This window comes from Pantoea sp. AS-PWVM4 (assembly GCF_000468095.1).
GTDB classification, from domain to species: Bacteria; Pseudomonadota; Gammaproteobacteria; order Enterobacterales; family Enterobacteriaceae; genus Pantoea; species Pantoea phytobeneficialis.
On the sequence record NZ_ASZC01000003.1, the window covers coordinates 376,795 to 388,957 of the forward strand.

Consider the following 12,163-nt stretch of genomic DNA (forward strand, 5'->3'; position numbering starts at 1 on the left):
ATTGCATGCATAAAAAAACCCGCCGAGGCGGGTTTTTTTATTATTCAAACTCAGGCTTTTTTGGTTTTTTTCTCTGCTTTCACCACTTTCACCGGTTGTAAGTCAACGGCTTCCGCCACTTCGGCTGTCGCTTCGACAAACTCACGGCCGTAGAAGGTATCCAGCATGATTTGTTTCAGCTCAGCAATCAGCGGATAACGCGGGTTCGCACCGGTACACTGGTCATCGAAGGCATCGTCAGCCAGCTTATCCACTTTCGCGAGGAAATCGGCTTCCTGTACCCCGGCTTCACGAATTGAGGTCGGAATACCCAACTGGGTTTTCATCTCTTCCAGCCACGCCAGCAATTTCTCAATTTTCTGCGCGGTACGGTCGCCATCGGCACTCAGACCCAGATGATCAGCGATTTCAGCGTAACGACGACGTGCCTGCGGGCGGTCATACTGGCTGAAGGCGGTCTGCTTGGTTGGGTTGTCATTGGCGTTGTAGCGAATGACGTTACAAATCAGCAGGGCGTTCGCCAGACCATGTGGAATATGGAACTCAGAACCCAGTTTGTGGGCCATTGAGTGACATACACCAAGGAAGGCGTTAGCAAACGCGATACCGGCGATGGTGGCCGCATTGTGCACACGCTCACGCGCTACCGGGTTTTTCGCACCTTCTTTATAACTGGCTGGCAGATTCTCTTTCAGCAGTTTCAGTGCCTGGAGCGCCTGGCCGTCAGAGTATTCATTGGCAAGGACGGAAACGTAGGCTTCCAGCGAGTGGGTTACCGCATCCAGGCCACCAAAGGCGCAGAGTGAACGCGGCATATCCATCACCAGGTTCGCATCGACAATCGCCATATCCGGAGTCAGCGCATAGTCAGCCAGTGGGTATTTCTGGCCGGTCGCGTCATCTGTTACCACAGCAAACGGCGTTACTTCAGAACCGGTACCGGAAGTGGTGGTGATGGCGATCATGCGTGCTTTCACACCCATTTTCGGGAATTTATAGATACGTTTACGGATGTCCATAAAGCGCAGGGCCAGTTCTTCAAAATGGGTTTCCGGATGTTCATACATCACCCACATGATTTTTGCCGCATCCATCGGTGAACCACCACCCAGGGCGATAATCACGTCAGGTTTAAAGCTGTTCATCTGCTCAGCGCCTTTGCGCACAATGCTGAGCGTTGGGTCAGCTTCGACTTCGAAGAACACTTCAGTCTCGATACCATGTGATTTCAGCACGCGGGTGACCTGGTCAGCATAGCCATTGTTGAACAGGAAACGGTCAGTAACGATGAAGGCGCGTTTGGCCCCATCCGTTGCCACTTCTTCGAGTGCAATTGGCAGAGAACCACGACGGAAGTAGATGGACTTCGGAAGTTTATGCCACAACATATTTTCAGCTCGCTTGGCCACGGTTTTCTTGTTGATGAGATGTTTGGGTCCCACGTTTTCAGAAATGGAGTTACCGCCCCATGAACCGCAACCGAGCGTCAGTGACGGAGCCAGTTTGAAGTTATACAGGTCACCGATACCACCCTGTGAGGCCGGGGTATTGATCAGAATACGCGCCGTTTTCATCTTGTCGCCGAAGTAGTGTACGCGCTCACCCTGGTTATCCTGATCGGTATAGAGACAGGAGGTGTGGCCGATACCGCCCATAGCAACCAGTTTTTCCGCTTTACCCACCGCGTCTTCGAAATCTTTGGCACGATACATCGCTAACGTTGGGGACAATTTTTCATGCGCGAAAGGTTCTGATTCATCAACCAGTTTTACTTCACCAATCAGGATCTTGGTGTTAGCAGGGACGGTGATACCGGCCATTTCCGCAATTTTAGGCGCTGGCTGTCCAACAATGGCGGCATTCAGTGCGCCATTTTTCAGGATGATATCCTGAACGGCTTTCAGCTCTTTACCCTGCAACAGATAGCCGCCGTGGGTGGCAAAACGCTCACGCACTGCTTCATAAACGGAGTCAACGACAATCACTGACTGTTCAGAAGCACAGATCACGCCGTTATCAAAGGTTTTGGACATCAGGATGGAAGCAACAGCACGTTTAATATCCGCTGTTTCGTCCACTACTACCGGGGTATTACCGGCACCCACACCAATGGCAGGTTTACCTGAGCTGTAAGCGGCTTTCACCATGCCCGGTCCACCGGTTGCCAGGATCAGGTTGATATCCGGGTGATGCATCAGCTGATTTGACAGCTCAACAGACGGGGCATCGATCCAGCCGATAATGTCTTTCGGTGCGCCTGCGGCGATAGCTGCCTGCAACACGATATCTGCGGCTTTGTTGGTGGCATCCTTAGCACGCGGATGTGGTGAGAAGATAATACCGTTACGTGTTTTCAGGCTAATCAGTGCTTTGAAGATGGCGGTAGAGGTCGGGTTGGTGGTTGGAACAATACCGCAAATCAGGCCGATAGGTTCAGCGATGGTGATAGTCCCGAAGGTGTCATCAGTTTCGAGCACACCACAGGTTTTTTCATCTTTATAAGCGTTGTAGATATATTCAGAAGCAAAGTGGTTTTTGATTACTTTATCTTCAATGATGCCCATGCCGGATTCGGCAACGGCCATCTTAGCCAGAGGGATACGTGCATCAGCAGCAGCGAGCGCGGCAGCACGGAAGATTGCATCAACTTGTTCCTGACTAAAGTTGGCGTATTCACGCTGTGCCTTTTTAACACGTTCTACCAGTGCATTAAGTTCGGCGACATTAGTTACGGCCATGGTGTTCTCCTGAAGGAAGTTAAACTTTTTTAGTAAACAAGCCTGGATCCAGAAGTATAGTCGTGCACTGGTCAGGAGAAGCGAGGGAACTCGCAGTTGCTTACTAAAAAGGTTTTCCGGTCTGGATACTAAAGCCTCAGGATTCTGTTTCGATGGGGTAAGATTACCCCCGATGAGGTAGGAGAATTATGATGCAGATCAATTTTGCCCCAAGCTGACACCTTTCAGCACCCACTTTCGCAAGTAAAGTAATCGCGGACGCCACAAAATGACGACTGCTCAGCAGCAAAGTGGTAACTCGCCATTAACGCCAGTCAGATGCACTGGATTAAAGGTGAAAAAGCAGCATAGTTTTCTGCTTAAACCACTGGTTTTTCTCCCGGCTTTTGCACTACATTAAGCGCGATTTTCACTGTGACCATTTCTGGAGCTGACTGTGACCCCCGTGCTACTTGATCTATCCGGCTATATTAAGTTTTTTGTCGGTTTGTTCGCCCTGGTGAACCCGGTGGGCATCATCCCGGTGTTTATCAGCATGACCAGCTATCAGGGGGCTGCGGAGCGCAATAAAACCAATCTTACCGCTAACCTTGCGGTGGCGATCATCCTGTGGACCTCGCTGTTCCTTGGTGATGCGATTTTGCATCTGTTTGGCATCTCCATTGATTCCTTCCGCATTGCTGGTGGCATCCTGGTGGTGACCATCGCCATGTCGATGATCAGCGGTAAGTTGGGTGAGGATAAGCAGAACAAACAGGAGAAATCAGAAACCGCGATTCGCGAAAGCATTGGTGTGGTGCCTCTGGCATTGCCGCTGATGGCCGGTCCCGGTGCCATCAGTTCCACCATCGTCTGGAGTACGCGTTATCACAACTGGCAAAATCTGCTGGGATTCACCGTCGCTATTGCCATATTCGCCTTTTGCTGTTGGCTGTTGTTTCGAGCGGCACCGTTAATGGTTCGCGTACTTGGCCAGACCGGAATCAACGTTATTACCCGTATTATGGGTTTGCTGCTGATGGCGTTAGGAATTGAATTTGTAGTCACCGGACTAAAAGCCATTTTCCCCGGTTTATTAAGTTAAAAATTGGCTTAATTTTTCGCACGTCATCAATGGATGATCCTGAATGGTGCAACCAGGTAAAATATTGCACCATTTAAGTGCTTTTATTCATCGTGCTTAACAGCGCAGTGCTGATATCAATTTTGCTACTGCCGTCTCCTTCCCTTGTGTGATTCTCGTTTTTTATTGTGATAATTATCACAGCATCATATCTGGCATAATTGCCAATGATATAAATAAAACCTCTGCATGGGGTTATTTTAGTGAATTGATATGCCATTGGAATGCTAAGTAATGGCATATGACGCATTTAAGATATAAGCCAGTCGCGCATGCGCAGAATGTCAGCAGAAATTGATAAAAACAAATCAAAATCAATGAATTATGTGATAATTCTGGTTAAGAATTAACACTTTTCCTTCGCACCAGGACGTGATAAAAGAGAATTAGCTAACATTTTTGCGGTTTAGCTTTGGCGTGCGGGTATTTGTTCTGATAATTTTCGGACCATCACAATTTTTTTATCTGATAGTCAAAAATGTGTACGGTTCTTGCTTACACGCTATCAGGTTTATGTTTAGGGTTGATTTCTGTTGATGAAATGGAAGGTAGCGAAGGTCACGGCGTTTTCACCTCTCGCCTTTTGCCTGTGGGGTTTGTTTAGCCAAAGCCAGGCGGCTGAGATTCCTGTGGGGACACAATTATCCGACACCCAGCGCATTGTGATTAATAATGGCAGCGAAGTGGCGTCCCTTGATCCGCAAAAAATCGAAGGCGTACCGGAATCCAATGTGATCCAAAGCCTGCTTGATGGTCTGGTCAACACTGACAACAACGGGAAGATTGTGCCCGGCGTCGCGGAAAAGTGGCAGAACGATCAGGGACGCGTCTGGACTTTTACCCTGCGTGATAACGCGCGCTGGAGCGATGGTGAACCCGTAACGGCGCAGGATTTTGTCTACAGTTGGCAGCGTCTGGCTGACCCCAAAACCGCTTCCCCTTACGCCAGCTATTTACAGGCGGCGCATGTGGAGAATATTGATGCGGTGATGTCGGGGAAAACCAAACCCACCGCGCTGGGCGTCAAAGCACTGGATGCCCGTCATTTCCAGGTTACGCTCTCTGAACCGGTTCCCTGGTTCCTTTCAATGGTCGCCAACACTGCGATGAAGCCGGTTTATCGTCCGGCGGTGGAGCAGTGGGGCGAACAATGGACTCAGCCTGAACACTACGTCAGTAATGGTCCTTATACCCTGAGCCAGTGGGTGGTGAATGAAAAAATCGTGGTGAAGCGTAATCCACTTTACTGGGACAACGCCCACACGGTGATTGAAGAGGGTGTTTATCTGCCCTTGTCGTCGGAAAACAGCGACGTTAATCGTTATCGCAGCGGCGGCACGGACATGACCAACAGCGTTGTGCCGCCCGATATGTTCCATAAATTGCAGCAGGACCTGGGTGATGAGGTCAAAGTCAGCCCGCTACTGTGCACCTTCTATTACGAAATCAATAACAAGAAAGCACCGTTTACCGATGCACGGGTGCGTACTGCGCTGAAGCTGACGCTGGATCGTGACATCATCGCGCAGAAAGTAATGGGGCAGGGGCAAATTCCCGCGTATAGCCTGACGCCGCCGTTTACCGATGGCATCACGCTTTCCCCGCCCGCCTGGTTTAAGCAGACGCAGGCGGAACGGAATGCCGCAGCCAAAAAGCTGTTGGCTGAAGCCGGCTTTAATGATCAGCACCCGCTGCGTTTCACGCTGTTGTACAACACCTCCGAGCAAAATAAAAAACAGGCGATTGCTGCGGCTTCTATGTGGCAGAAAAACCTTGGTGCGGTGGTGACGCTACAGAATCAGGAGTGGAAAACGCTACTCGAAACACGTCATCAGGCGCAATACGACGTGGTGCGCGCGACCTGGTGCGCTGATTACAACGAACCATCGACCTTTCTGAATATGTTGCTGACTGGTGCCTCAATTAACACCGCGTTTTACAGCAGCCCGGCTTTTGACCAGTTGATGAATAAAACCCTCACGGTGTCGGATGCGGCAGCGCGTGCGGCGCTTTATCAACAGGCTGAGACGCAACTGGATAAAGACTCGGCGATCATTCCGGTCTATTACCGTGTCAGCGTGCGACTGGTGAAACCCTGGGTGGGGGGCTTTACCGGCCAGGACCCGCAGGATCTCATCAATCTGAAATACTATTACATAAAGAAACATTGAGTAATGGGCTGATCCGGCGCTACAGTCGGGCGGCACGTTACCGTGGCAACACCTGAAAAGGTGATTGCGATCTCTGACCAGACAGGGCTGAGATCTCCCGGATACGGGGTACGCCGGGCGGTGTTAACTTCCCGGTGACGATAATAAAACTGGAGCGTAATAATGAACAACATCACGAAAAAAAGCCTGATCGCCTTAGGTGTGGTTGCGGCGATTGGCGCGCTGGCAGGGAATGCCGCGCTGGCAGCAAATGTGCCAGCAGGCGTTGAATTGGCAGCAAAGCAGGAGCTGGTGCGCGGTAATGGCGACGAAGTCCAATCTCTGGACCCGCATAAAATTGAGGGTGTGCCGGAAGACAACGTGGCGCGCGATCTGTATGAAGGTCTGTTGGTCAGCGACAGCGATGGCAAACCGGTTCCGGGTGTTGCTGAAAGCTGGGAAAATAAAGACTTTAAAGTCTGGACTTTCCATCTGCGTAAAAATGCCAAATGGTCCAATGGCGCGCCGGTAACAGCGCAGGACTTCGTTTACAGCTGGGAGCGTCTGGTTGATCCCAAAACCGCGTCACCGTACGCCAGCTATCCGCAATATGGTCACATCGCCAACGTTGATGACATCATTGCCGGTAAAAAACCGATTACCGATCTGGGCGTAAAAGCGCTTGACGATCATACGCTGGAAGTGACCCTCAGCGAGCCGGTGCCTTATTTCGACAAACTGCTAATCAACTCCGTGATGTCTCCGGTGTACAAACCGGCAATTGAAAAGTTTGGCGACCAGTGGACGCAGCCGCAAAACTGGGTGGGTAACGGTGCCTTTAAATTACAGGATCATGTGATCAACGAGCGTATTACGCTGGTCCGTAACCCGGAATATTGGGACAACGCACATACCGTACTGAACAAAGTCACTTTCCTGCCGATCAACTCAGAAGTCAGTGATGTGAACCGTTTCTTCTCCGAGAACGGCAGCGACATGACTTACAACAACATGCCGATCGAGCTGTTCAAAAAGCTGCAACGTGATAACCCGAAAGAGCTGCACGTTGACCCGTATCTGTGTACTTACTACTACGAAATTAACAACCAGAAAGCACCGTTCACTGACCCGCGTGTGCGTGCTGCGCTGAAACTCGGCCTTGATCGCGACATCATGGTGAACAAAGTTCTGGCTCAGGGCCAGCAGCCAGCCTACAGCTTCACCCCGCCAGCCACCGATGGCATGGAAATTCTGCCGCCAGACTGGTTCAAGTGGCCACAGGAAAAACGTAACGCAGAAGCGAAGAAACTGCTGGCTGAAGCCGGTTATACCGCTGATAAACCGCTGACGTTTAACCTGCTGTACAACACCTCCGATCTGCATAAAAAACTGGCGATCGCCGCGGCGTCTATCTGGAAGAAAAACATTGGCGTGAACATCAAACTGGAAAACCAGGAGTGGAAAACTTTCCTGGATACCCGTCATCAGGGCAACTTTGATGTGTCCCGTGCCGCCTGGTGTGCAGACTATAACGAACCAACGTCGTTCCTGAACATCATGGTATCTGACAGCAGCAGTAACACCTCGCATTATAAGAGCGCAGAATTTGACAAGGTGATCAAAGACGCAATTAAAGCGCCTGACGCCAAAGGTCGTGCTGCCGATTATCAGAAAGCCGAGCAGATCCTGGATAAAGACAGCACCATCGTGCCGGTTTACTACTACGTGAACGCGCGTCTGGTGAAAACCTATGTGGGTGGTTACACCGGCAAAGATCCGCTGGATAAAACCCTCGATAAGAACTTTTATATAATTAAACACTAATAGCACACAGGCTATCAGACAGAGGCGGTGCTGCGGCACCGCCCATTACTTTGTGAAGCAACAGCCTGGTAGGTACGGCAATGTTAAAATTCATCCTGCGCCGGATTCTTGAAGCGATTCCGACGCTCTTTGTTCTAATCACCATCTCCTTCTTTATGATGCGACTGGCCCCCGGCAGCCCCTTTACGGGTGAGCGCACCCTGGCGCCCGAAGTCATGGCCAATATCGAAGCCAAATATCATCTCAACGACCCCATCGGCAAACAGTACGTTGATTACCTGATCCAGTTGGCGCATGGCGACTTTGGTCCCTCCTTTAAATATAAGGATTACAGCGTTAACTATCTGGTGGGACATGCCTTCCCGGTATCAGCCAAGCTCGGGCTTGCCGCCTTTGTACTGGCAATGGTGCTGGGCATTGCGGCGGGCGTGATAGCCGCGTTAAAACAGAACAGTTTATGGGATTACGCGGTGATGGGGGTCGCCATGACCGGCGTGGTGATACCCAGTTTTGTGGTAGCGCCATTGCTGGTGCTGATCTTCGCCATCACCCTGCGCTGGCTGCCTGGCGGCGGCTGGAATGGTGGGCAACTGCAATATATGTTGCTGCCGATGGTAGCACTGTCGTTAGCGTATATCGCCAGCATCGCGCGTATCACGCGTGGTTCAATGATTGAAGTGATGCACTCCAACTTTATCCGCACCGCGCGGGCGAAAGGGCTGCCGCTGCGTCGTATCGTGCTGCGTCATGCGCTGAAACCGGCACTGCTGCCCGTCATCTCCTATATGGGACCGGCTTTCGTCGGCATCATCACCGGTTCAATGGTGATCGAGTCGATTTACGGCCTGCCGGGTATTGGTCAGCTGTTTGTGAATGGTGCGTTGAACCGTGACTATTCGCTGGTGATGAGCCTGACCATTCTGGTTGGTGTGCTGACTATTGTGTTTAACGCGGTCGTTGACGTGCTGTATGCCGTTATCGATCCGAAGATTCGCTACTGACGCCGGAGTTCGCCCATGATGTTAAGTAAGAAAAATAGCGAAGCTCTGGATGCCTTCAGTGAAAAGCTGGAAGTGGAAGGGCGCAGCCTGTGGCAGGATGCGCGTCGTCGCTTTATTCATAACCGCGCCGCGCTACTCAGTTTGCTGGTGCTGGTGCTGATCGCGCTGTTTGTGATTTTTGCGCCGATGCTGTCGCAATTCCGCTACGACGATACCGATTGGGGCATGATGTCGGCTCCGCCGGATACCACTTCGGGTCACTGGTTCGGTACCGACTCTTCCGGGCGTGATCTGCTGGTGCGCGTGGCCATCGGTGGCCGTATCTCGCTGATGGTGGGGATTGCCTCTGCGTTGATTGCGGTGCTGGTCGGCACTTTGTACGGTTCGGCTGCCGGTTATCTTGGCGGTAAAACCGACTCGGTGATGATGCGTATTCTCGAGATCCTCAACTCCTTCCCGTTTATGTTCTTCGTCATTCTGTTGGTGACCTTCTTTGGCCGTAACATCCTGCTGATTTTTGTCGCCATCGGTATGGTGTCGTGGCTGGATATGGCACGTATCGTGCGCGGGCAAACCCTGGGCCTGAAACGCAAAGAGTTTATCGAAGCCGCGCAGGTTGGTGGGGTATCAACGATGAACATCGTGTTGCGCCATATCGTACCTAACGTCCTCGGGGTGGTGGTGGTGTATGCCTCGCTGCTGGTACCCAGCATGATCCTGTTCGAATCCTTCCTCAGCTTCCTCGGCCTGGGTACGCAGGAGCCGCTGAGCAGTTGGGGGGCATTGTTAAGCGACGGGGCAAACTCGATGGAAGTTTCCCCCTGGTTGCTGATGTTCCCGGCGGGTTTCCTGGTGATCACGTTGTTCTGTTTTAACTTTATCGGCGATGGCCTGCGTGATGCCCTCGACCCGAAAGATCGTTGAGGAGTTTCCCGATGACCATTCATGAATTTCAGCCAGCAATGGCGGCCCGTGCGGGAAGCAACCTGTTGTTAGATGTTAAAGATCTGCGTGTCACCTTTGGTACGCACGATGGCGATGTCACTGCGGTCAACGATCTCAACTTCTCGCTGCGAGCTGGTGAAACCCTCGGTATCGTTGGCGAGTCGGGTTCCGGTAAATCGCAGACCGCGTTTGCGCTGATGGGGCTGCTGGCGAAAAACGGTCGCATTGGCGGATCTGCCAAATTTAACGGCCAGGAGATCCTCAACCTGCCGGAAAATACGCTGAATAAACTGCGCGCCGAGCAGATCGCGATGATCTTCCAGGACCCGATGACCTCGCTGAACCCTTACATGCGCGTTGGCGAACAGCTGATGGAAGTACTGAAGCTGCATAAAGGGATGAGCAACGCCCAGGCGTTTGAAGAGTCAGTGCGTATGCTCGATGCGGTAAAAATGCCGGAAGCACGCAAACGCATGAAAATGTATCCGCATGAATTCTCAGGCGGGATGCGCCAGCGCGTAATGATTGCTATGGCGTTGCTGTGTCGTCCGAAATTATTGATTGCCGATGAACCCACCACCGCATTAGACGTGACGGTACAGGCGCAAATCATGACGCTGCTGAACGAACTGAAGCGTGAGTTCAACACGGCGATCATCATGATTACGCACGATCTGGGCGTGGTTGCCGGGATCTGCGACAAGGTGCTGGTGATGTATGCCGGGCGTACTATGGAGTATGGCCGGGCGCGTGATGTGTTCTATCAACCGGCGCATCCGTACTCGATTGGTCTGCTGAGCGCGGTACCGCGTCTCGATGCCGAAGGGGAGTCGCTGATGACGATTCCGGGTAACCCGCCCAACCTGTTACGTCTGCCGCAGGGCTGTCCGTTCCAACCGCGATGCCCGCATGCGATGGATGTCTGTGCCAAAGCCCCGGCACTGGAACCTTTTGGTGAAGGTCGTCTGCGCGCCTGCTTCAAGCCGGTGGAGGAGTTAGTATGAACGCCGTAGCTGAGAAAAAAGTGTTACTGGAAATCGCCGATCTGAAGGTGCATTTCGATATCAAAGATGGCAAGCAGTGGTTCTGGCAACCCGCCAAAACCCTGAAGGCGGTGGATGGCGTGAGCCTGCGCCTGTACGAGGGGGAAACCCTCGGCGTGGTGGGTGAATCCGGCTGTGGTAAATCGACGCTGGCACGCGCAATCATCGGGTTGGTGAAGGCCACTGATGGTCGTGTGGCATGGCTGGGACGCGATTTGCTGGGACAGAGTCAGGAAGAGTGGCGCAAAGCGCGCAGTGATATCCAGATGATCTTCCAGGACCCGCTGGCGTCGCTCAACCCGCGTATGACCATCGGCGATATCATTGCGGAGCCGCTGCGTACCTATCATCCGAAGATGCCGCGTCAGGAAGTGAAGGACAAGGTCAAAAACATGATGATGAAGGTTGGCCTGCTGCCCAACCTCATCAACCGTTATCCGCATGAGTTTTCGGGTGGTCAGTGTCAACGTATCGGCATTGCACGTGCGTTGATCCTCGAACCGAAGCTGATTATTTGTGATGAACCCGTTTCCGCGCTCGATGTGTCGATTCAGGCGCAGGTGGTGAACCTGTTGCAGCAGCTACAACGTGAGATGGGGCTGTCGCTGATCTTCATCGCGCACGATCTGGCGGTGGTTAAACACATTTCTGACCGTGTGTTGGTGATGTATCTCGGTCATGCGGTGGAGCTGGGGACTTACGATGAGGTCTACAGCAATCCGCAGCACCCGTATACGCGTGCGTTGATGTCAGCGGTGCCGATTCCCGACCCGGATCTGGAGAAGAACAAACAGATTCAGTTGCTGGAAGGGGAACTGCCGTCACCGATCAATCCACCATCAGGCTGCGTGTTTCGCACTCGTTGCCCGATAGCCGGGCCGGAGTGTGCCAAAACGCGTCCATTGCTGGAAGGCAGCTTCCGCCATGCGGTATCTTGTCTGAAGGTTGATCCGCTATAAAACAAAACGCCGGGCAAGTGCCCGGCGTTCATTGTCATGCTGCGATCATTCGCGCCAGAGAATATGACACAACTTATGGTCTTTCTCGCGGCACAGCAGAATACGCGCGAACACATCGGTAATCGGCTCACCATCGGCTTCACCGAGACCAATCACCACCTCAGAGAAAAAGTCAGGGTTCAGGTCAAAATCGACATGCTCCTGCCAGTCTTCTGACGGATCGAACAGCTCTGCGCCACCGCGTTCCTCAAATTGCAGGTTGAACAAAATGATATCTGCGGGATCGAGATTGTCGCCTGCCAGCTCAAGAAAAATATCGTAAGCCTGCTCCAGCGTTTCATCTTCGGTAAGGCGGTTATTTAAATCCATAGTCATTGGCG

At 52.1% G+C, this 12,163-nt stretch carries 9 protein-coding genes; 7 read left to right on the forward strand and 2 right to left on the reverse strand.

What is annotated here, in order from left to right; all coding sequences use genetic code 11:
- Positions 1–50 precede the first annotated feature (50 nt).
- The gene (gene adhE / locus L579_RS04340) at positions 51–2,738 is read right to left on the reverse strand and encodes a bifunctional acetaldehyde-CoA/alcohol dehydrogenase (protein ID WP_021183060.1); all 2,688 of its coding nucleotides are present in this window, start codon (positions 2,736–2,738) and stop codon (positions 51–53) included.
- Positions 2,739–3,174: 436 nt separating this feature from the next.
- Between adhE and L579_RS04345 the strand changes: the two genes are divergently transcribed.
- From L579_RS04345 to oppF, 7 genes are all read left to right on the forward strand, one after another.
- Complete coding sequence (locus L579_RS04345; protein ID WP_021183061.1) at positions 3,175–3,822, forward strand: YchE family NAAT transporter; 648 nt, start codon at positions 3,175–3,177, stop codon at positions 3,820–3,822.
- A gap of 575 nt (positions 3,823–4,397) precedes the next feature.
- Positions 4,398–6,032 (forward strand): ABC transporter substrate-binding protein, encoded by a 1,635-nt coding sequence (locus tag L579_RS04350; protein ID WP_021183062.1) that lies wholly within the window; start codon positions 4,398–4,400, stop codon positions 6,030–6,032.
- A gap of 162 nt (positions 6,033–6,194) precedes the next feature.
- Positions 6,195–7,835 carry an oligopeptide ABC transporter substrate-binding protein OppA gene (gene oppA, locus L579_RS04355; protein ID WP_021183063.1) on the forward strand — a complete coding sequence of 547 codons (1,641 nt, stop codon included), beginning with the start codon at positions 6,195–6,197 and terminating at the stop codon, positions 7,833–7,835.
- Between the two features lie 80 nt (positions 7,836–7,915).
- Positions 7,916–8,836: an oligopeptide ABC transporter permease OppB gene (gene oppB, locus L579_RS04360; RefSeq protein WP_013509342.1), complete on the forward strand. Its 921-nt coding sequence runs from the start codon at positions 7,916–7,918 to the stop codon at positions 8,834–8,836.
- Between the two features lie 15 nt (positions 8,837–8,851).
- Positions 8,852–9,760, forward strand: a complete 909-nt coding sequence (gene oppC / locus L579_RS04365; RefSeq protein ID WP_036625040.1) for an oligopeptide ABC transporter permease OppC — start codon at positions 8,852–8,854, stop codon at positions 9,758–9,760.
- 11 nt (positions 9,761–9,771) lie between these two features.
- Entirely contained in the window at positions 9,772–10,785 is a 1,014-nt protein-coding gene (locus tag L579_RS04370; protein ID WP_021183065.1) for an ABC transporter ATP-binding protein, read from the forward strand.
- Positions 10,782–11,783: a murein tripeptide/oligopeptide ABC transporter ATP binding protein OppF gene (oppF, locus tag L579_RS04375; protein ID WP_021183066.1), complete on the forward strand. Its 1,002-nt coding sequence runs from the start codon at positions 10,782–10,784 to the stop codon at positions 11,781–11,783. The genes L579_RS04370 and oppF overlap by 4 nt, the downstream gene beginning before the upstream one ends.
- A gap of 45 nt (positions 11,784–11,828) precedes the next feature.
- On the opposite strand, the gene L579_RS04380 is transcribed toward oppF, so the two are convergent.
- Positions 11,829–12,158 (reverse strand): HI1450 family dsDNA-mimic protein, encoded by a 330-nt coding sequence (locus L579_RS04380; protein ID WP_013509338.1) that lies wholly within the window; start codon positions 12,156–12,158, stop codon positions 11,829–11,831.
- Between the last annotated feature and the right edge of the window lie 5 nt (positions 12,159–12,163).

Excerpts from the sequence above, each read along its gene's own strand:
- adhE (WP_021183060.1), bottom strand. The coding sequence starts at position 2,738 with ATGGCCGTAACTAATGTCGCCGAACTTAATGCACTGGTAGAACGTGTT.
- L579_RS04350 (WP_021183062.1), top strand. The coding sequence starts at position 4,398 with ATGAAATGGAAGGTAGCGAAGGTCACGGCGTTTTCACCTCTCGCCTTT.
- oppA (WP_021183063.1), top strand. The coding sequence starts at position 6,195 with ATGAACAACATCACGAAAAAAAGCCTGATCGCCTTAGGTGTGGTTGCG.
- oppB (WP_013509342.1), top strand. The coding sequence starts at position 7,916 with ATGTTAAAATTCATCCTGCGCCGGATTCTTGAAGCGATTCCGACGCTC.
- oppC (WP_036625040.1), top strand. The coding sequence starts at position 8,852 with ATGATGTTAAGTAAGAAAAATAGCGAAGCTCTGGATGCCTTCAGTGAA.
- L579_RS04370 (WP_021183065.1), top strand. The coding sequence starts at position 9,772 with ATGACCATTCATGAATTTCAGCCAGCAATGGCGGCCCGTGCGGGAAGC.
- oppF (WP_021183066.1), top strand. The coding sequence starts at position 10,782 with ATGAACGCCGTAGCTGAGAAAAAAGTGTTACTGGAAATCGCCGATCTG.
- L579_RS04380 (WP_013509338.1), bottom strand. The coding sequence starts at position 12,158 with ATGACTATGGATTTAAATAACCGCCTTACCGAAGATGAAACGCTGGAG.